This is a genomic window from Actinacidiphila glaucinigra (genome assembly GCF_035918135.1).
Taxonomy (GTDB): domain Bacteria; phylum Actinomycetota; class Actinomycetes; order Streptomycetales; family Streptomycetaceae; genus Actinacidiphila; species Actinacidiphila glaucinigra.
Genome location: NZ_CP109144.1, coordinates 7,540,440 through 7,562,142 on the forward strand (window position 1 = coordinate 7,540,440; position 21,703 = coordinate 7,562,142).

At 66.4% G+C, this 21,703-nt stretch carries 10 protein-coding genes; 6 read left to right on the forward strand and 4 right to left on the reverse strand.

Going from position 1 to position 21,703, the window contains the following annotated elements; all coding sequences use genetic code 11:
• The first annotated feature begins 86 nt into the window (after positions 1-86).
• From OIE69_RS33985 to OIE69_RS34010, 6 genes are all read left to right on the forward strand, one after another.
• Positions 87-2,645, forward strand: a complete 2,559-nt coding sequence (locus OIE69_RS33985) for a Z1 domain-containing protein (RefSeq protein ID WP_326578321.1) — start codon at positions 87-89, stop codon at positions 2,643-2,645.
• Positions 2,642-3,667: a PD-(D/E)XK motif protein gene (locus tag OIE69_RS33990; protein ID WP_326578323.1), complete on the forward strand. Its 1,026-nt coding sequence runs from the start codon at positions 2,642-2,644 to the stop codon at positions 3,665-3,667. Before OIE69_RS33985 ends, OIE69_RS33990 begins: the two co-directional genes overlap by 4 nt.
• Positions 3,664-5,664 carry a hypothetical protein gene (locus OIE69_RS33995; protein WP_326578324.1) on the forward strand — a complete coding sequence of 667 codons (2,001 nt, stop codon included), beginning with the start codon at positions 3,664-3,666 and terminating at the stop codon, positions 5,662-5,664. The genes OIE69_RS33990 and OIE69_RS33995 overlap by 4 nt, the downstream gene beginning before the upstream one ends.
• Entirely contained in the window at positions 5,661-6,557 is an 897-nt protein-coding gene (locus OIE69_RS34000; RefSeq protein ID WP_326578325.1) for a hypothetical protein, read from the forward strand. The genes OIE69_RS33995 and OIE69_RS34000 overlap by 4 nt, the downstream gene beginning before the upstream one ends.
• The gene (locus OIE69_RS34005) at positions 6,557-8,404 is read left to right on the forward strand and encodes a DNA cytosine methyltransferase (protein WP_326578326.1); all 1,848 of its coding nucleotides are present in this window, start codon (positions 6,557-6,559) and stop codon (positions 8,402-8,404) included. The genes OIE69_RS34000 and OIE69_RS34005 overlap by 1 nt, the downstream gene beginning before the upstream one ends.
• 152 nt (positions 8,405-8,556) lie before the next feature.
• Positions 8,557-9,678 carry a DNA cytosine methyltransferase gene (locus OIE69_RS34010; RefSeq protein ID WP_326578328.1) on the forward strand — a complete coding sequence of 374 codons (1,122 nt, stop codon included), beginning with the start codon at positions 8,557-8,559 and terminating at the stop codon, positions 9,676-9,678.
• Between the two features lie 725 nt (positions 9,679-10,403).
• Here the strand turns inward: OIE69_RS34010 and OIE69_RS34015 are convergent.
• The 4 genes from OIE69_RS34015 to OIE69_RS34030 are packed head-to-tail and all read right to left on the reverse strand — an operon-like array spanning position 10,404 to position 21,661.
• Positions 10,404-12,278, reverse strand: coding sequence for a DUF1998 domain-containing protein (locus OIE69_RS34015; RefSeq protein WP_326578330.1), 1,875 nt, complete (start codon positions 12,276-12,278; stop codon positions 10,404-10,406).
• Positions 12,259-15,435 carry a helicase-related protein gene (locus OIE69_RS34020; RefSeq protein ID WP_326578333.1) on the reverse strand — a complete coding sequence of 1,059 codons (3,177 nt, stop codon included), beginning with the start codon at positions 15,433-15,435 and terminating at the stop codon, positions 12,259-12,261. Before OIE69_RS34020 ends, OIE69_RS34015 begins: the two co-directional genes overlap by 20 nt.
• A complete protein-coding gene (locus tag OIE69_RS34025; RefSeq protein WP_326578335.1) occupies positions 15,432-16,952 on the reverse strand; it encodes a nuclease-related domain-containing DEAD/DEAH box helicase in 1,521 nt (506 codons plus the stop codon). Before OIE69_RS34025 ends, OIE69_RS34020 begins: the two co-directional genes overlap by 4 nt.
• The gene (locus OIE69_RS34030; protein WP_326578337.1) at positions 16,949-21,661 is read right to left on the reverse strand and encodes a DEAD/DEAH box helicase; all 4,713 of its coding nucleotides are present in this window, start codon (positions 21,659-21,661) and stop codon (positions 16,949-16,951) included. Before OIE69_RS34030 ends, OIE69_RS34025 begins: the two co-directional genes overlap by 4 nt.
• Positions 21,662-21,703: the final 42 nt, after the last annotated feature.

Here is a 21,703-nt window from a genome sequence, read left to right on the forward strand (position 1 = left end):
GCCACCCGTGAGTCGTGCTCCGCGGTGGGGAGCCCTCGATGGCCCGACCGTGTGCATCGAGTGGAAGCGGGGAGCGGTCGACTGCCATGACCGATGATCTCGACGGAATGTACGACACGTTCAAGGCGCTTCTGGACGCGTTCTCCCCTTCGGAGGCGGTCAAGCGGCTGGAGCAGTTGGGTATCAGCGCGGACATCGTGGAACGGATCCGGGAGCAGCACGAGCGGCAGGTGATCCGGGTCAGGGAGCTCGAGGAGCCGCACGCCGTTGTTCTGGACGGCCGCGACACCTGGTACACGGGGCCGCAGGCCAAGGACAAGTGCTGGCCCGCGATCGTGGATCTGCTGCGCAAGGACGGCTGGCCCGAGGAGCCGTCGATCCGGAGTCTCGACGACTCCTCCACTCGCGTCGTCTCGCTGCTGAACCACCCGAAGGAGAAGGCGTTTTCCACGCGTGGCCTCGTTGTTGGCTACGTCCAATCGGGCAAGACGACCAACTTCACCTCGGTCATGGCCAAGGCGGCCGACCGCGGCTACAAGCTGTTCATCGTTCTGGCGGGAATTCACAACGGGCTCAGGCGCCAGACCCAGGCCCGACTTGCTCAGCAGCTCGTGGAACCCAACCCCTCGCGGTGGTTCCAGCTCACCGGACTCGACAGGGACTTCACACCGCAGGAGAATCCGGCTTCGTACTTCGGTCGTAGCAACCGGATGCACGTGCTGTGCGTGGTGAAGAAGAACGCGACGGTGTTGCGCAAGCTGGCCGGCTGGCTCGAGAAGGCGTCGGACCATCTCCAGGACTGCCCCGCACTGATCATTGACGACGAGGCCGACCAGGCCACTGTGGCGACGAAGTCGATCAACCCGCTCATCCTCGAGATCATGAGCCACCTGCCGAGGTCCGCCTATGTCGGATACACGGCTTCCCCGTTCGCGAACCTGCTGATCGACCCAAGCGCGCAGGATCTGTATCCCAAGGACTTCGTCGTCAATCTTCCCAAACCTGCAGGGCACTTCGGCACCGAGGTCCTCTTCGGCCGCTATGCCCTCGACGGCGAGGACCCGGAGCAGGTCGACGACGGTTACGACATGATCCGGTCGGTACCCGAGGCCGACGTGTCGGCCGTGCGCCCCGAGACCAGGGCCGACGTCGAAGGCTTCGAACCTGTCATCACCGACACCCTGCGCCGGGCGGTCGAGTACTTCTGGCTGGTCACCGCTGCCCGACGGGTACGCGGAACGGGCAACCCGCACAACACGATGCTGATCCACACCAGCGTCAACACCGCGGTGCACAACAGCTTCAAGAGACCCCTGGAACATCTGCGCGACCGGTCCACGCGGTCTTTGTCCTCGGCGGACGCCGACTTCCTATCGCGGCTGCGCGATTTGTGGGACGAGGAGACCGGGTGCGTGCCGGCCGGAGACTTCGGCGAGAGGAAGGTGCAGTTCGAGGAGCTGCTGTCCGAGTTGCGCGGGGTGCTCGACAGCTGCCGCATCATCATGGACAACTCCAGCAGCGAGGACCGCCTCGACTACGAGAACGGCCCGGTCGTGGCCATTGCCGTGGGCGGCAACACTCTTTCGCGAGGACTGACCCTCGAAGGTCTGTCGGTCAGCTATTTCGTCCGCTCCGTATCGGCGTACGACACGCTGCTGCAGATGGGGCGTTGGTTCGGCTTCCGTAACAATTACGCCGACCTGCCGCGGATCTGGATGACCGACGAGTTGACCGAGTGGTTCCGGCACCTGGCGACGGTCGAGACCGAGATGCGTCGGGACATCGAGATCTACATGACGGAGTCCGAGACCCCGCTGACCTTCGCCGTCCGTCTGCGCACGCACCCGGCTTTGCGCGTGACCGCTGCCGCCAAGATGCGCGACGCGGTCGTGGCGGCCTCGTCCTACGGCGGCAAGCGAGTCCAAACCCACTACTTCCACACGAACGCCGATTGGCTGAGCGACAACATCACCGCCGCACGCAATCTGGTCGCGTCCGCTGTCGCGAACGCGGTCAAGGCGGAGGAACGGGCGGCCGAGGGTCGATACGTCTTCCGTGACGTGCCGCACGACATCGTGATCGACTTCCTGTCGAGCTACAAGTTCCACGAGAAGTCACCCGAGAACGACGCGAACTTGATTATTGAGTACATCCGCAAGCGAGTCACCGAAGCCGAATCGCTGCGCCGATGGAACGTCGCCATCGTCGGCAACCCTAAGGTGGACGACTTCACCTTCGCCCCCGGAGTGTCCGTCGGCCGGAACAACCGTGCCCGCCTCGAGCTCCCCAACCCCACCCTGGACCTCGCCGACATCAAGACCCTGATGAGCCGTCGGGACGCCGCTGTAGACCTGACCGGCGATGTGGGCAACCTGACCGAGAAAGGCATCATGGACGAGCGTCGGAAGCAGCTCCCCGACACCGGCCTGCTGGTCCTCTACCCGATCGACAAGGTCTCCGAGCCGGCCCCCGCGAAGAAGCTGCGTGCACCTCTGAATGCAGAGGAGCACGTCATCGGCGTGGGCATGGTCTTCCCCGAACCGTGGCACGGGGACAGCACGGTCGAGAGCTACATCTCCGCCGACCTGTCCAGGGTTCGGATCGAGGACGAGGACTACAGCCTCCTCGACGACGAGGACGCATGAACGACGACGAGCTGCGCAGTCTCGTCGAGGAACAGTGGAGAGCGCTGGAGGCCGAGGCAGCCACAGGGGAACGACGCCTGCGGGTTTGTCACCTGCCCGTCGCCGTCGACAGCGGGCCGCTGGTGTTGGCCGTTGACCACGAGGGATACCGTCACGTCCTCCTTCCGATACCCGTCCACCGCAAGGTCCGCCAGGGTCTGGACGGACCAGTGCTCCGCTTGCGCAAGCGTCCCCTGGAGGACGCCAAGACCTACCAGACCTACGCCGACCTGGCCTGCCTGCGGCACGACGTCGACGACCTGTTCACGGAGTTGTGCATTGATGTGCTTGGCGCGGTTGGGGAGTTGCCCGACAACCCCGTCAAGGCGCTCTACCGTGTGCTCGATCGGTGGAAGGCCCTGTTCCGAACACAGGGCAAGCCACTGGGACCCGACGAACTGGCAGGACTCTTCGGCGAGCTGACGGTACTCAATCGACTTCTCCGTAAGGATCCGAGTGCCCACCTGATCTGGTACGGACCCGATGGCTACCGCCACGACTTCCTGGGGGGGACGAGTGCCGTCGAGGTGAAGACGAGCACCAGCAGTGAAGGGCGAAGGCCACGGATCCACGGCCTCGACCAACTCGAGGCACCGGAGCACGGAGCGCTCTGCCTGGCCTGGTTCCGCCTGGAACGCACCGGTGCGAACGGTGTTGGCACCACTTTCACGGAGGCGGTCGGAGAGGCACTTCGGCTCTGCGACGACGAGAGCGCGCTGCTCGACCTGCTCGCGCTGGCCGGCTACCACCCTGCCGATGCCGACCACTACCAGGAGGTGCGGTTCGCGATCGCCGAGGAGAGGTGGTACGCCGTCGAGGCCGACTTCCCCGGGCTCACAGCCCGGGCCCTGACCGCGGCCGGTGTCCCGGTGTCGGTATTGGACGTTCAGTACACCATCGACCTGTCCGGCGAGGTCCCCGCCCCCCTTCCCCTCGACCAGATTTCCCAGATGATCGACGGCATGATCCAGGAGTACGTGTGACGGAGCCCGGCTGGTTCTCCCAGCCCTATCCGCCGGAAGGCGCGAGCGCGGCCGAGGGCATCCGCAATCAGCTCGGACGCCCCGAGCTCGATCTGCTCACCATCCTGGTACGCGAGTCCGCCCAGAACAGCTGGGACGCCCGACTCACGCCATCCCCGGGCCCGGTCGACTACCGCCTGGACATGTGGACGGTCGGCCCCGCACATGCCGCCGCATGGCGCGAACTCCTCATCGAGGGCGCACCCGCGGGGCCGGAGCAATTCCCGCTGCGCGAGACGCTCAAGCGAGGCCCGGTCCGGGTCCTGGCCATCGCTGACCGCGGCACCCGAGGACTCGGAGGGCCCACCCGCGCGGACAACGCCGTCGGCCCGGATCGCGACTTCGTGTCCTTCATCCGCAACATCGGAGAACCGCGCGACGCCGCGCTGGGTGGCGGTACCTACGGCTTCGGCAAGGGCATCTTCTACCTTCTGTCCAGGACCGGAACGATCCTCGTGCACTCCCGCTGCAGGACGCCGCGGGGCGGCTACGAGACCCGGCTCATCGGCTGCACCCTCTGGAAGAGCTACGTTGCCGCTGCGCCGCATGGAGATCGCCGCTACACCGGCCGCCACTGGTGGGGCGACACCTCCGGCAACGTCGTTGAACCCTTGGTCGGCCGGCCGGCGGAGACCACCGCGCGCCGCCTGGGACTCAGGCCCTTCGGAGCCGACGAGACGGGGACGAGGATCCTTGTCGTCGACCCGAACCTGGACGAACTCGAGCCCGCCGCGGCAGCCGACTACCTGGCCGAGACCATCGCCTGGCACCTCTGGCCCAAGATGATCTCCACTGACGGCAAGCCTCCCACTATGCGTTTCACCGTCACCTGTGACGGCGTTGAACACCACGTGCCGGACCCGAGGGAGACCCGGCCGCTCAACATGTTCGTCGCGGCCTACGAGACGATGACCGGCCCGGCCGGCAGCGACCTCCGTTGCTTGAAGCCGAAGCGCCATCTCGGTCGCCTCGGACTGGTCAAGCGGATCATGCCGCCCCTGGAACCCACCCGCGCCTCGCGGGTGATCGACATCGAGGACCTCGTTCATCACGTGTGCCTCATGCGCCCTGCGGAGCTCGTCGTCACCTACCGGCCCGGCCCGAAGCCCCCGAGCGCCAGCCAGGGCTACGCCGGAGTCTTCCGCGCGGACGAGACCATGGACGAGATCTACGCCCAGGCCGAGCCGCCCACGCACGACGCCTGGCACCCGCAGTCACTCGACCGGCCGGAGAGCACCTTCGTGCACACGACATTCCGGCGTATCGACGAGGCGCTGCAAGGCCTGCTCTCGCTGGGGGGTGTCGCCCGCCCCGGAGCCAGCCACGTAGCGCTCGGCGCGGCCAGCACCCTCTTCTCCGGGCTCGTGGGCGGAGCCTGGGGAATCGGTGGGGCAACCGCCTACGCCAAGCCCGGCAGCACTACCGTGCGTGCCCTTCCGCTGGATCCTGACGAGGAGCAGGAGAGCGCACGCGGCGCCGGCTCGGGCCGGCCCACGCCGAACGAGGCACCCGGTACCCATTGGTCCGCAGGTGCCGAAGCGGTCGGGCCCGGTGATTCCACCGCCGACCAGCATGCGTCCGTCGACGTCCCGACCAACGGTGCCGCTGTCACGGCACGCCGACGGCCGCGTGTCCAGTACGTCGGAGAGCCGTACTACGAGGATCGGGACGACGACACGGTACTCGTCCAAGAATTCCGACTCCCCGTCCCCGGACTCCAGCAGGTCCGGATCGATCTCGCCGTGACACTCCCCGGTGTCAACGGCCGCGAGACGGACCCACCCAAGGGTGCGAGCATGCCCGTTCTCGTCGGCTGGCAGCACGAAGCCGGTGACCTCCGCACGACCGAGCCGTGCGAGATCGAGGGTGGGGACTCCCTCTGGCGTGCCCTCGTACGCCCGGCACCGGACACGATGACTGAGATCGATATCACGGTCGAGGCGGTGAGGAGCCAGTGACCCGGCGCGTACTTCCGTACCGCACCCCGAGCGAGGACGTCGTCGCCGCCGAGCCGTGGTTCCTCGTGACGGAGGACGGCGAGGTCGCCATGCCCGATGCCTTGCCGGACTGGGACTACCACATGGACCTGCATCTGCGCAGGACCATCAGAGTCGACCTTGATCGAGCCCGCGCACAGTCCGGCCTCCCCGCGGATGCGGCACTCGCCGTCGCCGTCGTCTGGACGGCCACCGGATCCAACCTCGGCGGACCGACGAACCACGAACGCTTGACAGACGGCGGCACGATCAGCACGGAAATCGACGTCCTGCTGCGCGGAGCCGACCTGGGCGGTCTCCTCCTCCTCGACACCGCTCTGGTCCTGGCCGAGCGCCGCCACGACGCCCGCCCCTCCTCACCCCGTCTGGCCGGCTCCGTGCTGTGGAGCGACCGGGAGTCGCTGCGCCTCCAGGGGGACGCACCCCAGTTCCCCATGGCTGTGATCGACTTCGCCCGGACGTCCTTCCCCGACCACGCGGCCTGGCACCTGCAGATCAGCGGCGGCCTGGACAGTGCCACCATGGGGTCCTTGCTGCTGCTCGTCAATGAGCGGAACTCGGTCACCGCCACCGCATTCGAGAACGCGGCCAAGCCCCGCCCGATCGACCGACTCGTGCTTTCTGCGGTGTACGCGGACGCCGCCCGGATCATGATCGAACACGCCCTCGGCCACGACGACTTCACCGAGGACGCCGACTTCCCTGACGGTTCACTGGGCGCCACCCTGCTGGGCCTCTTCCATCAGCTGTTCCCGGGACAGTCGATCAACGACATCCGCCTGCGCCAACGCACGTCACCCGCTCTGTTCGCCTCCGATCTCCAGGCGGCGGTCAAGATCTTCGAGGTGTCCTGATGAGCTTCCTCTACCCTCGGCTGCTCGCCGAGCAGGCCAGACCGCTCTTCGAGGAGTACCGACACCTGGCCCTGGCCGAGCTTGCCGGTCGAATCGCCGTGTCCCACGAATCGGCGGTCTACGTGGCCACCGGCGGGGACCGGATTTCCGCCGAGCAGCTCCGGGAACTGCGCGCCGGCGTTGTCGATCTTGCCGGGCGTGCGGGATTTCCCGAGGACTTCGACCGCGCCCACAACGCCGAGTTCGACCTCCAGGTCGCCGCCTTCCTGCACGCCGAGACGGGTATGGTGCCGGCCGAGGCCGCATCCCGAGACGTCTGGGCCTTCCTCGCACTCGTCCTCCTCCCGGACGTCGCCTTCTGGCGCTATCCCCAACCGCCCAGGGACCGCGTACTCGGTACCGACCTCACCCGCCACGTCTTCGGCCGGCTGTGGTGGCGTGCCCAGCTCGTACGGTCCTCCGACGACGACGAGCCCTACGGTGCCCTCAAGATTCTCGGCGAGGCTGCCTTCGACCAGATCTACGCCCGGCGAGCCGCCCTCGGCGGCAGCCCTCATCTTGTCCGGGCCATCCTCCGCGTCTGGAAGGATCTCGACCTCACCGGGCTCAACGAACGCGAGGCCCTCCGTGACTTCCTCAAACGACTGCTCCGGCTCGCCCCCTTCGTGCTCTTCGACGGCATCGAGGAGGACGCTCTGGACGATGAACTGCGCGCGGTCGCCCAGGAATCCGTCGATGCTCAACGCCTCGCTGCCGTAGCCGGCCCAAACGAGGAGGCCACGTCCGGGCACGGAGCGAACCGCACTGCTGCTCCCCGCGGGACGTCGAGATCCGCGCGACAGGAGGCCGAGCCACCTACCCGCCGGGTTTCTCCAGCCGCACCACCACTCGACGCGCGGCGGTACACATCGCTCGAGATCTGCGCCGGCGCAGGAGCACAGGCCCTGGGGCTCGAGCGGGCCGGCTTCGACCCGGTACTGCTCATCGACAGCAAGGCCGATGCCTGCTTCACCATCGACCTCAACCGTCCGGGATGGGATGTCGTCTGCATGGACGTCGTGCAGTTCCGGCCCGACATGCGTCCGGAGACGATCGGCGTCGACCTTCTCAGCGCCGGGCTCCCACGTGTGAACTCCATGGCGACCGTCGCTCGGGCCGAGGACACGGACGAGCGCAGGATCCTCAGAGCCGCGATAGCCTTGGCGCGCGACATCAAGCCCAAGGCCGTACTGCTGGAGAATGTCCCGGACCTTGTCGAGAGCCCAGGCTTCGACGCCGACCGGTCATGGATCGAGGCCGAGCTCCGGGAAGGGGGCTTCCGCTCGGCCTGGAAGATCCTGAACGCGGCAGACTTCGGCGTACCCCAGAACCGCAAGAGCGGCTTCCTCGTCGCTCTCCGGGACCCCTACTTCCCCGGCTTCTTCTGGCCCGAGCCGCAAGAGCCAGCGCCTCCGACCGTCGGCCAGGTCCTCGGCCCTTCCATGTCTGCCAACGGTTGGACGGGTGCAGAACGCTGGATCAAGGGCGCGGACCGTATCGCCCCTGCCCTCGTCGGAGGCTCCGACCGGCGAGGTGGGGCTGACCTCGGTCCCACCGGCAGCAAGAAGGCCTGGGCCGCCCTTGGTGTGAACGGCAACAGCCTGGGCGACACCCCGCCGGGCATGGGCTTTCCTGCCGACGGATACCCCAAGCTCACCGTCGACCAAGCCGCGCTGATCCAGGCGATCCCGGAGGACTGGAGATTCTTCGGAGGCAAGACCTCCAGGTACCGTCAGGTCGGTCACGCAATGCCCCCGCCCCTGGCCACAGCAGTCGGCCAGGCGATCGCAGCGGCGCTGCGCATGTAGCAGCTCCCCGACCCCGAATGCTTCCCGTGGCCTGAACATTGGCATCATCAGCCACCCGGCCGGCTACCATGGGGGCCGTTCAACGCCCCTGACCTGGGGAGCAGCGAGGACACCGACCTGCCCCCTCCTTCCTCGTCCCGCAAGGAATGCGCGTGTCCGACACCTTCAAGATCGTCGATCTCTTTGCCGGCCCGGGCGGATTTGACGTGGCCGCTCGAAACCTGGGCGTAGAGGTCGTCGAGGGGATCGAATGGGACGAGGACGCGTGCACCACTCGCCTCGCCGCCGATCTGCCCACAGAACGCGGAGACGTGCGGAAATTCGGGCCGAACCACTATTCCGACGCGAACGTACTCGTCGGAGGCCCGCCCTGCCAGACCTTCACGGTGGCCGGCAACGGCGAGGGTCGCGCCGCATTGAACGAGGTGTCGAAGTTCGCCGAGCGGTACGCCGAGGTCAAGATCGTGGAGGACTTCGCATCCATCGGCGAGGAGCTGAAGCACCTCAGCGACGAGCGCACCGGTCTGGTGCTTGAGCCCTTGCGTTGGGCACTCGAGGCGCTACTCAGAGAGACCACCCAGCCCTACCAGGCAATCGTCCTCGAGCAGGTTCCGGCCGTACTGCCGGTCTGGAAGGTGTTCGCGGGCATTCTCGAGGGCAAAGGGTACAAGGTCGCAGATCCCAAAGTGCTGCGCACAGAAGAGTTTGGCGTGCCGCAGACGCGCCGCAGGGCAATCCTGATTGCGCGCTGGGCCGGGCCGGGCGCACTGTTGCAAGAGGAACCGAAGTTGCCCAAGCCCACCCACCGGCACTACAGCAGAAGCACCACCCGTGACGCAGGCAAAACGGGGCTCAAGGAACCGGTCACGATGGAGATGGTGCTGGCGCGCCGAGCCCCGTACGAGGTGGTCTCCAACTACGGCACGGGCGGAGATCCAAGGGCCAGGGGGCGGCGGCGTCACGATCAGCCCTCGGCCACGGTCACCGGCAAGGGTTCGCGGAACAAACTGGTCTGGGGTGACCACAAGCTCGGCGAGTTCGACTTGCACGAGCTGGGGCAATTGCAGACGTTCCCGGCGGACTACCCGTGGCGTCGCCGCAACGGCGACGACGCGAAAGCCCCCGGCGCGCGCAGCGTCATCGCGCAGCAGATCGGCAACGCGGTTCCGCCGCGCTTCGGCATGCACATCCTTGCTGCCGCGCTGGGCCTCGATGCAGCGCTGGAGAGTGCTTTGAAGCGCCCTCTGACCTGGCAGTCGTACGAGGCGGAGTAGTTATCCGACAGGCCCCGCATCCTGCTCAACTGCACTGGGGCGAAGTCCAAGCGACGTACCACCGACCGCAGCCCGGGGCCACGTCCGGCTGGAGACCTGCGCGGTGAAGCCTGACCAAGACCGGCACGCGGACACGTGAGACGGATACGTCATCACCGACCTCGCCGGCCGTCAGGGCCCGGTCCAGCGGATCACGGAGATCGTCCATCGGAGTGGGTGATAGAAAATCGGATCCACTTCGTACGCGACACCGCCGACCACGGGGACGCCATACGGTCTTGACCGCGGTCCGGCCGGTCTTGCGCGGCACGGCGAGGCCGATGACCCTGCCGTCCGCCCCCTGTCCGAAGGCGCCGACGCCGACCCGGGCCGGTACCGCCGTGAACCCTCGGCGCGCCGCTGTACCCGCTCGGCGGCGCTCCGGGCTGCCGCGGTCGATCACGGTGGTCCCGGTCCGGTCGAAGCGAACCAGCACCTCTTGCGGCGGGCGAAGGCCAGTTCGCCGACCGTGAGCATCACGGCCCGGTTCCGGCTCCGCGGCCCGACAGCTGAGCATGATCCGGTCCGAGTCGCCCCGGCGCGGTCGGCGCGACGACCGTATCGACGTCAGGCCCGCGCAGTTCGTGGCGGTGTGACGTCGCCGAGCATTGCAAACACACGTCCTTTCACCCTGTCGGCTGGCTTGCTGGGGTGACAACCACTTGGGCGCTGGGACACGGATCACGCTATTCCTGACGATCTTTCGCGAAATGCAACCTGCTCGGCTGGATCGGCTTCCGGATGGGGTGACGTGAACCTTTCGTGCTCCGGACTTCATCGAGTACGTGATCAAGCAGCCCGGTCACGCCACCTCCACCCAGAACGAGCTGGCGGTCCAACAGGCGGTTGCCCGTCTCGCATGATGTCTCGCTGACCAGGGCACATCCGTGGCACGCCGACAGATTGAGCTGAGCCACGCCCTGGCGGTCGCTCTCGATGCACACCGGGTCGTTGGAGCAGACATCGGCGTCACTCAGGGCGGCCAGCAGTAGAGGGAAGAGCTTGTCGGGGGCGCCCAGGCGGACGAGCCCACCGAGTGTCCCCTGTGCGTCCCCGGCAGCTGTGTAGATCAGGATTCCAGCTGTGCGGTCCGGACGGTCCGAGTTGGCGTAGATGCGCTCCTGCAGGGATGCGGATGCGTAGCCACTCGCGAACGCGAGCCTGCGAATGAGGAGGTGGGCCAGCGTGTGCAAGGCGATGAAGCGCGGCTCGGGCACGTCCAGGCGGTGGGCCCACTCGCTCGCCTCGCGCCGTCCGATCAGGATTTCCGCCCGTGCCCGGACATCGGGCAGATCTTCCCACTCGGAGATCCGGTCCTCGTCGAACCGCAGGAAGATCCCTTCGCCGAACATCTCGATGGCCGGGTAGACAGGCTTGCGCCTGCGGTCGGGTCCGAGGTCTGCAGTGATCAACGCGGCCTCGGCGCTGTGGCGTCGGAAGCCACGGAGCGCCCTGACCTCACGGACGCGGCGCACCTGACCCACGCCGACGAGTCGGCTGGTCAGCTCCGTCGGCCAGGCCGAGTCGGAGGGAACCGCCCATCCGTCGACGACGAAGTCGCCGACGCAGTGGTCCCTGTCACCCTCGAGCTTCTTGACGAAAGCTGCCCACTCGCCGTCCTTCAGGTTGAGAAGCGGGCTTTCCGGGGAGTCGTCGATGCCACCGGCCGCGAGGTTGAGGACCTCCTCCGCGGTCCCTCCGACCTCGTTCGCGATCCATTCGGCGACCATCTCGGCCTGCGGGCCACCGTTGTCCGCTACGACCTTCTCGAAGTAGATGTGGCTCCGGATGCGATCCGCAGTCTCCACCGACTGAGGGCGCTCCTCGGGAATATCGAGTGCGGAGAGGCGTTCGGCGATGTAATTGCCCGTAGCGCCGCGCTGAACGGCGATCAGCTTGTGTTCGCACACGTTGCCGGGCTTGGGCTCCTCCCATGGTTGGGTCCCTCCGCAACGAATGCCGTCGCGGTGGAGCGACTCACCCCCGACGAGATCGGAGAGGGGACGCGAGCGCTTGCACCCGTTGCACTCGACCCGGAGCGAGGCCAGGCCTTCCCCGTGCTGGGACGATCGGACGAACCGCAATTCCTTGTAGGCACGGCAGTGGCGCACCGATTCCGTCACGCCGGCGTCGCGCCCGCGGTGAGCCCACATGAACCAGGGAATGTCCTGGATGTGGCTGCCTTTCTCGCACACGGCCACGTACCGCATCGGCACGAGTGCACCGCCGCAGTCGCAGTGGTTGCTCCAGCGTCCCTTGTTCCTGCTGGTGAGCTGCGAGAGCTTCGTGCACCGCTCGCAGAACCGCCACGTCGGGAACCGCCAGTAGAGCAGATGGGCGGTCTCCTTGGCCGCACGTCCCGAGTGGGACGGCGCTTGACGCAGGACGCCCGCGCCCAGCCGTGCGAGGAGGCGTTCGCAACTGACCTCGGGGGCCGACTTGCGGTCCCACCAGGAGCTGTCGGGCGCGATCAACGACTCCCCGAGCACGTCGACGATGGCTCCCACACCGAACGGTGTGATCGTCTCCGAGAGACGCAGGTCATGCAGGATTCGTTCCACGATCGCCTCCTTCGAAGGGCTCACGTATCTGGACAGCGACGTTGGGCTCGACGGACCGCATCGAGTCGGCGACGAACCAACCTTCCCCTTGCTGCCCGAACTGTTTCAGCAGAGCATCCTCGTCGACCTTCCGACGGCGGTACATCAGGGCTGAGTCGGATTCGCGTGCGAGTCTCGCGCGGCGATCCCAGTCATTGAGTAGCAGCCACACCTGCGCCTGCGTCTCCTCAGCCTCGATGTGCTCCGAGCGACTCACCAGGTCGACGAAGGTTTTGATGAGTCGCTCGATCGCGCCGTGCATCCGGTCGTCCTCGAGGTCGAGAGTCGATGCCGAGTCGTGTTCTGCGAGCGCGGGGAATGTGTGCCGCATCAGCGCCACGAGGGCACCGGCCAGTGACCGGTCGCGCGACGCCAGGGACCAGGGGGTGACGCTCGTCGGCTCGACGTCGCGGTAGAGCGCCTCGTGGTACCCCTTGAAGGTCTCGAAGTGCGACCGGTCGCGGGCTCGGTTCGACCTGAACAACGTCGTCACAATGCCGTTGTTCCGGCCACGGCCCACCCGGCTGGTGGCCTGGATGTATTCGGCGGTCGTCTTGGGCTGGCCGACCATCAGCATGAGTGCCAGGCGGGGGATGTCGATGCCGACCGACAGCATGTTCGACGAGAGGACGACATCGACGGCCTCGTCGGTGTGGTCGGCGCTCCGCCCGAGTTCCCGCAGATCGTTGGGTAGTTCCTCGGGCCCTCGGCGACTGGTGAGTTCCAGGACCCGACCGGCGCGTACGCGTCGGAGCGGCAGGGCCAGTCGATCCGCACGGGGTTCGAGACGCCCGTTGACGTCGTCGACCACCAGCGTTCCGCTGCGGCCGAGCTCGCGGAGACTGTTGTGGTACATCACCGTGGTCCAGTACGAGTCGCGCGTGGCGCCGGAGTCAGTGTCCCTGGCCAGCACCGCAGGGATCTCGATCAAGGGCGCGGTCGCGGCAATGACCGCGGAGACCTGCGAGACGGACTGCGGCATCAGCCCGACATAGAGGCGGCCCTCGCCGCTCTGGACAGGGCGCGAGAAGAAGGTCCGATCGCCGTCGAGCCCCGCGGGGGGATAGAGCGCGACCTCACGTCCGTAGAGTCCTCGGACCTGCTCCGCCGAGGCACGGATCGTCGCCGTGGAGGCGATGATCTTGGGAGTGGTGCCGCCCTTGCTCAGAAGCATCTGGATGACGGCGTCGAAGACCGCGACGGTCGTGCCGAGCGGCCCCGACAGCAGGTGCAGCTCATCCTGGATGATCATTGAAGGTTGACGGTACATCGTGTTGAGGCCCAACAGCCGGCCTGCCTCCGGCTTGAACTGGAGACGGGCGAACTTGTCGACGGTGGCGAGCAGGATCGTCGGAGGCTCTTCGTAGAGGACGTCGTCGACGACGGCCAGAGGAAGCTCGTCATGGAACCGGCAGTCCGCGCTGGTGCAGTGGATGACGATGTCGTTGCCGTCAAGCCGGAAACCGTACTGCTTTGGGTCGTGGGACCTCGACGCGGGGACCAGAGCCGCCCCGCACCACGGGCAGCTCTCGACCTGGAACTGATTCGTCTCCTCGGGCCTGGCTGCCTTGTGCAGGCGCTGGAGCGCGGCTTTCGCCTCCGCTCTTGAACCCGGAGTGACCTCATTGCCGACCCAGAGACCGATGGAGAACCTGGCCATGGCCCTTGCCCGCGGATCGTCCTTCCGCAGCAGTTCCATGGCGCAGATGAGTGAGGCGGCCCGCTGGAACTGCTGCGCCGTAAGAAGCCGGAGGGTGTAGCGCGTGATCACCGCGGTACCGGCGCCGGCGATACCGTGCATGATCCGACGGCGGAAGATCTCGATCGCCGCCAGGCCTAGATACGCCTCCGTCTTGCCGCCGCCGGTGGGGAACCAGATGAGGTCGACAAGCTCCCGCTCCGGGTGCTCCTCGTTCACTGTGGACGCCAGTGACACAAGAAGGAAGCCGAGCTGAAAGGGACGCCACTGTGGCTCCTCCACTCGGTCCGGGTCGGCACCGCGCTTGAGCGCGGTCTGTAGCAGCTGCAGGCGCATGGCCGACATGCCGAGCGCGAACGCAACCCTCAGCTGTTGCCGACGGGTGTCCCGCAGCAGGGCGACGCCGGCTTCCATGCGCTCCACAGCGGTGCGGGCGCGGTTCGTGATGGCTCGCGCCACGTCGGCGTCGTCCCCGAAGCAATCGACTCGGGCCTCCTGCGCCGATACCCACTCTGAGAAGGCCCGGACGAACACATCTAGCATCGGCACGACTTCGTCCGGCGCGGTGTCGATGCGCGCCAGGTTCTCGAGCCGGAGCGCCTTGGCCGCGTCGGAATCGGCCTCGAAGCCCGTTGTCTCCACCGCGGGGACGACGAACGCCGGGACAGGGGCGAGGGAGACAGTGCTGCATCTCCCGTCGTTGAGTTTCCAGTCGGCAGCCATGCCGTGGCCCACCGCGTACACCTTCCGGTCCCGGTAACGAAGACGCAGCTCCGCTGACTCCTCGTCCACAGTGAAGGACCTCGCGAAGTCGTACTCGAGGATCTGTCCGCCTTGTGCGGGCGTCACCACCAGCTTGACCTGAAAGAGCGTCCGCTCGATGTCGAGCCGATCATCACCCGTCGATTCCGAGAGCACACGTGCGTGCACGGTCACCAAGTGGTCGTCGCCGTAGGCGCGCCACCTCGCGCCGATCTCGAGCCTCACGTCCCCCGCGGTCAGTTCATGCGGGGGCTGCTTCGGGGAGAGCTCGAATCCCTCGAACGAGAACGGGTGCCGCCGCCATCGCGGAGGGCCGTCCCCAGCGACCCGCTCGTACGTCCCTCCGGAGAACGCGACGGAGACAGTGGACCTGTCCGTGACGAAGGAGACGCCCACCGACGACGGGCGCCAGTCCTCCGCGAGAGGCACACCGGCCTCGTCCTCCTCCACGTCTCCGGAGGACACGTCGGCCGAGACGTCCGTCTCCGAGTCGGAGCCATCGGGGCTCGTCACCCGGGATCCGCTCGGGAACAGCATGCCCACTGCATACTGGCGATCGGGCAGATTGAGGAGTACCTCATCGTCGTCGCCATCGGGTCCGACGTATGCCTTGCGAAGATGCTCCAGCGCGAGCGCCTGCGCCCTGGTCAATTTCACTTTCCCTCCAACTGCTTCCGAGCGAGGTGCTGGAGCTGCCGTCGGTCCTCCTTGGAAACCACGATGTGCAGCGAGACACGGGCGCGTGTCACGGCGACGTAGAGCGCCGCACTCTCGGCGATGCCGAACGACGCGGGCAAGTCGCAGACGACGACGTGCTCCGCCTCCAGGCCCTTCGCGGACTTGGGGCTGGTCACGACGAACCCGTCGGTCGTCCTACGGGCGTCGTCGAGAGATGTCACACTGATGATCCAGATGCTCTCCGGCCGGACACCGTCGGCGACGAGCCGGCGTGCCACGGACTCCGCCGCGTGGATGCCGGCGGGGCCGTCGGACGAGTGCCAGGTGACCTTCTCGCCGTGGACGATGCCCGGGTCGCCGAGGTCCGCGCCGAGGTACTCCTTCACCATGTGGACCATGGCACGCGTGTTCCGTACGTTCAGGTCCAGATCCACCGAGAGCGCCTCGGATTCGACGATCTGGAAGGTGTCGTCGTCGAAGGCGCCGTCGACATGAGACTGGTTGTTCTTGTCCAGGAACATCCGCCATCGGCCGGAGGTGCGACCGCCGGCGATGACCGCATCGAGGGTGTCCATGGTTTCAGGGATCATCAGGTCCTGGGCCTCGTCCACGAAGACGATGTCGTAGGTCTTGCCCTCTCTCAGTTCCCCGAACGGGATCACGTCCAAGGGACGGTTCGGTACCCGGGGAGCGAAGAACTCCACGAGCCTCGGGGACCGGAAGGTGATCAGGACGGACCTGCCCTGATCCGCCTCCTGTTTCGCCGCCTCGGCGAGGACGAGCGACTTGCCCGTACCGGCGCCGCCGGACACCATCATCCGCGGGTTGCGGGCCAGCGCGGCCAGGACCCTGGCCTGGCCGGTGGTGGCACGGTTCTGCTCCTCGATCACAGCGCCACGCTGCGCGTCGATCGCGGGCATGCGGGTGAACTCCCCGAACAGGCGGGCCCGCAGGTCCTCGACCCGGGCCAGTTTCTGCCCCACCGGTGGCTTCCGTGCGGAGGCCGCGATCGCGTCCAGCGCGGCGGTCAGACCGGCCGTGGTCATGTCGTCTTTCCCCAGCCAGTGGGCCGGCTGCCACTCGACCGAGTGCGGAGGGCTGTCGATGTCCGGAGTGATGACGACAGCCTCGTGGGCGAACCAGCCGACGCCCTCCTCGTGGAGAATGTCCCGCAGCGCATACATGGCAGACCTTGCCTGCTCCATGGGGGAACCGGCCAGCTTGTGCCAGTCGTTGCGCCGGTCGACGCTGTACCACACGCCCTCGTACTTCCGGACTCCTCCCCCCTTGGCCTCGACGACGATCACGACCCTCTTCCACAGGACGACGAAGTCGGCCTCCGCCTGCTGCTTGTAGGCGTGGGAGCGCAACTTCACCGAGTGGAAGGCAACCGCGTCGGGGTCGTCGTGCACGTCGCGCAGAAGCTGGGCGATCCTGCGTTCGGCTGCGCTGCCCGCGGTCTTCTCGATGTCTGCCAGGTCGGGAACGAGGATCACGCGCCCTGCTCCTTCCAGAGGTCCTCGTACTCGCGGTATCCGAGCAGGTCGGTGACGTCCCCGTCCCCGAAGTTGTCCTCCATGTCCACGATGAGGCACTCGGGCTTCCCGCCGTTGGCCGGGCCGCGCAGGCCGCGTCCAGCCATCTGGATGTAGGCGTTCGGGCTGAATGTCGGACGCGCTATGTAGAGCGCCCGGACACCCGGGGCGTCAAAGCCCTGGATCAACAGGTCGCAGTTGGTGAGGACGCGGATCTCGTTGCTCTTGAAACGCGTGATGATGTCACGACGCTCCTGCCGACCGGTCTGTCCGCTCACTGCTGCGGCCTCGATGCCGCGGTACCGCAGCGTCGCGGCAAGCACCTGTGCCGATAGCACGTTGGGAGTGAAGACCAGGACGGGCCAGGTCGCATCCAACTTCATGATGTGGTTGACCAGGGTCGACATTCGTGCCTGGTTGCGGCCGATGCGCTCCAGGACGCTCGGGCTGATCCTGCGCTGCTTCCGCGCCTCGTCGATCTCAGCCGGCTTCAGCGAGACCTTGATGCCGGGGAGCACCTCGTGCTGGACCCGTGCCAGAACCTCGATCTCGGCGAGCTCCCGGTAGGCATTCCCGTTGAAGGCCTTGAGCTTGTGGCGGCCGAACCGGCTCACAAGGGCTTCGGTTGCCGAGCTGGACCTTCCCTTGAAGGGCGTTGCCGAGAGCCCGACCAGAGGGCGTCCCCAGCCTCGGCCGGCCACGCCGAGCCAACCGAGAATGCGCGTGTAGAGCTCGGAGTCACCCGCACGGTGCCCCTCGTCGACGATGACCGTCGACGCGTGGCTGAGCCACTCGTATTCCGGACTGTGGAGAATGGCGTCGAGCTTGGCATCCGTCGCGATGATAACGCTGAACTCAGTGTCAGGCTCGTGCACGATGTTGCGCTCCCAAAGACGCCCGATTGTCAACGGTCGTTCGTCCCCGAGTCCGCGCCACACTGTGCTCCACGTCTGGACGGCCTGCTCGCAGAGCTCGAGTGACTGGGCGATCCACAGGACGGGACCACGAAGCCCTCCCTCCATGAAGAGCCTGAGCACGGTTTCCGCCGCGACACGCGTCTTGCCGGCTCCGGTCGGCAGCTCCACCATCGCCTTGCGATGGCGGCCGTTCTCGTCCCGTGTGATCAGCACATCCCGCAGTTGCGCGCTGATCCTCTTCTGGAATGAGTGCAGGGGGTTGAGCTTCACGGCACCAGGGACGACGAACTCATCTTCCTGGTGCACGGTGCGCCGGCCGGCGTACTGAGCGGGGAAACCCATCTTGCGCAACCAGGAGATGGTTGTCGCTCCTCCCGCCCACGTGGTCGGGACATCGGGGAATTGTTCCTGGCGGAACAGATCGGCGAGCAACTTGATCGAGTCCGAGCCGTAAACCCTGAGGAAGAGCTCAGATACGGACGTGTCGTCGTTGACCAGCCCTTGTGCTTCGAGCGCAGGCCAGAGGCCCTTGGGCAGGGCATCGCGCAGGTCGTCCGGGCCGAAATAGACATCAAGTCGCTCGGCATCCGTGTGGGTGGCCTGGGCCCTCTGCCGAAGCGCCTCGAGCCGGTGATCGAGCCCGGTCTTCCGTACGTCCTCGAGCTCGGCCTTCGTAAACTCCAGGTTGAGGGCCTCATTGACGATGCCAAGGAGCCGGCGCTCATCGAACTCGCGTCGCACCGTCAGCCTCATACCGTCGAGGTACCAAGGAAGCGGTCGATCTTCGACACCGTCCTCGGCGGTCACCCGCTTTATCACCTCCACCGCGCGAGTGATCGTGGCGTTGACCAGTCTGTCGGCGACGTATGTGCTGCGCAGCCCGGTGAAGACATCGAGCACTTGTTCGTCCTCCTGAGCGCCTTCGATGACCATGGAGAATGCGAAGCTGTCCTCGAAACGACGGCACCCCACGGAACCGACAAGCTCGGCTGACTGTTCCTCAGTCGCTCTCAGATGCGGTCGCTGGCGAGACGCGAGCAGCTTGGCCTGCTCCTCCGAGACTGCGACGTAGACCGCCGAGGGGGATCGCGGCTCCACCGTACGTCCAACGCGTGCCGGAATGCTCGTGGGCCGAAGGCCCACGTAGGCGACGCGGCATGCCGTCAGGACGAATTCGACGAGTACAGCGTCGTCGGTGGCCGGAGCGAACAGCTTTGCCTCGAGTGACTCCCTGAGCAACGAATCAGGTACCAGGCTGAGTTCGTCCGGAAGCTCCAGCGCATCGACGACCTGTCGTGAACCGTTGAACAGCGGAAGCAGCTCGCGGTACCTGATGAGCGAAGGAGCAACCACGTGCGCCGGTGCACGGTATCCACGGGTCGACTTCAACAGACCGGCTTCTTCCGCTGCCCAGTGCGCAGGCGACCTCACGGTGTAGGCCGCGTCCGTGTCGAGATCCTCGCAGGTCCAGGCAGTGGGTCCGGCTTCGAGCAGCTTGACCGTCCACTTCTCGCGCACCTGCGCGGGTGCCTCCGCATCGCGCAGTATGAACAGTACGGAGAACGGGCCCGGACCCTTGTCCGGGCTGAAGGCGATGCGCTCGATCGGACGGTCGCCGACACCGAGCTGCGCGTTCAGCTCCGACAGGACCCATTGCCGATATTGGTCCATGCAAGGCTCGTCCTCGATGGAGTAGTTTCTGACGACGGCGTGGACGACGCCGAGTCGGTGTGCCACCTCAGGCAGGCAGCGCCGGCGGTCCAACGTGCGCGCAACATACTTGTCCCCCAGGGGGACGTCGAGGTCGAAGACCTTGTGAGGCAAGGCCCATCCGCCGTCACAAGTCGGGACCTTGACCGCGCTGGAGCGACTCGTCAGCACCTTCACCGCTTCAGGAATCGGAAGACCGAGGACGGCATCCCAGAGCTTGGAGAGCTCGTCGTCGCCGGCCGTGGGCGAGAGGCGGGCAAGGCGGGCGTTGAGAATTGCGACGGGGCTGAGATCACGGAATCCGGCCTGTCGCAGTCCCTTTTCCACGCCCGGCTGACCAAGGAAGCCGCGCGAGACGAAGACTGCCTCCTCGATCTCGGCCCCGTCCTCCTGGTTCAGGAAGACGACGTTGTGGTCCGCAATCGCGCGCAGCCCGGCGGTTGTCGGGATGACCTTGGCCCCGTCGACACCAGGGAGCCTCCGATTGTTCAGCACGAATTGCAATGCGTTCGCAGCAGACACCGTATCCGCTCCGGCAGCCCATTCGCGGAGCCAGGACAGTAGTCCTCGTTTGGGTACGGCGTCCAGGGAGCGTGACATATCCCTGTCGTTACCATCGATGAGGTCCGGGTTCACCGACGCCACGAACAGCTGCCGCAGACGGGTAAACCGCTGACTTGACCTGTAGCAGTGCCAGTGCGGCACATTGTCCCCGGTGTTCGGGGAAGCGATCCAAGCTTGGTGGATGCTGTGGTCGACTTGGATGCTGAAGTCGAGCGGGCGCAGTTCGGTGGCGTGCTTCAGCTCGCTGGTTGCGTCGGGAACCAGCGGGAGGCTTCCGGCCATCCGCGGCACGTGGAAGCAGAGAAGCCCGTCCCCGAACGAGAGCACCTCCCTGCCTCGCGCGGGCATGTAGTCGAGGTGCGCAGCAGGGTCGGTGGGTGTCGTCACCCGCGACAGCATGCTGACGAACATCTTGGCGAGCGTCCCGAGGATCTCCCGGTTGTAGTCGTTCTCGAGAAGCGTTGTTCTGTTGTCGTCGACGCTCCACGGGGCGTTGAAGAGGGCTGAGGCCGAGGTCTGATCCTGGAGCGGGAAGTAGGACCAGAACTGCCCGATGCGCTGCCTGGCCTGGCGCCTGGGGATCGCGACGGTGACCTTGACCTCCGCTCGCGAGACGGCCTCCCCGACCTGCTGACGGGCCTCGGCGGAGGGGGCATGCATGCGATGCTCGACGATCCACTCGTCGCCGTCGCCGCTCGGCTCCTCGATCTTGTATATGCCGTCACCGAGGTCACGTGAGACATAGGTCGTCTCGAACGGCTCCGAGCCCATGACCTTGAGCTTCACCTCACGAACTGCTGTCACGAAGAGGAGGAACTCAGATGAGAAGTCCTTGATCCCCTGGCGCAGCCTCTTGAGGTTGGAAACACGGGGGAGCCTCACGACGGTGGCGGCCCACTCGGCAAGGTCGGCGAGAATTGGGTCGTCGTTGAAGGCGGCGGCCGGATCGACGAGGGTGGGTGTGCGGAGGATGGGGTAGCGCCTCGAGAGCCGGATGTCGGCAAGAGCGCCCTGTGCGGTCGGTGAGTTGAACTCGAACGAAACTGTCCGGCTGAACACCTGAGGAGCGTCCGAGACGGCCAGGGAGGACTTGAAGCCGAGGCCGAAGCGGCCGATCTCGTCACCGCGTTTGCCGCTCAGATGTGCGTGGGTGACCGCAGTGATCCCGTTCTTCGAGAACGGACGACCGGCATTGGCACAGTAGAGCGTTTCGCTGTCGGTGTCGAGGATGATCTCGACTCGACCGGCAGCCATCCCCGGGTTACCACTGGCCCCGGACATGGCGTCAGCAGCGTTCTGGACCAGTTCGAGGAGCGTTCGGGTTGCGTAAGCTCCCACGCGGATGGACTCCTCGTGGTTCGCATGCTCAGAGATGAGGTTCGGGTTCACTTTGTAGGCGGCGATGGCGCTGTCGAACCGATCCGCCACCTCTTGCGCGAGGAGTGCGTCTGCAGTCCAGGAGTCTTTAATGAACGTCACGGGGGTACACTCCTCATTTCCGAGACATCGGTCCCGCGGACG

Bases quoted from the DNA above. Each gene is read 5' to 3' on its own strand.
- OIE69_RS33985 (WP_326578321.1), top strand. From the start codon at position 87: ATGACCGATGATCTCGACGGAATGTACGACACGTTCAAGGCGCTTCTG.
- OIE69_RS33990 (WP_326578323.1), top strand. From the start codon at position 2,642: ATGAACGACGACGAGCTGCGCAGTCTCGTCGAGGAACAGTGGAGAGCG.
- OIE69_RS34005 (WP_326578326.1), top strand. From the start codon at position 6,557: ATGAGCTTCCTCTACCCTCGGCTGCTCGCCGAGCAGGCCAGACCGCTC.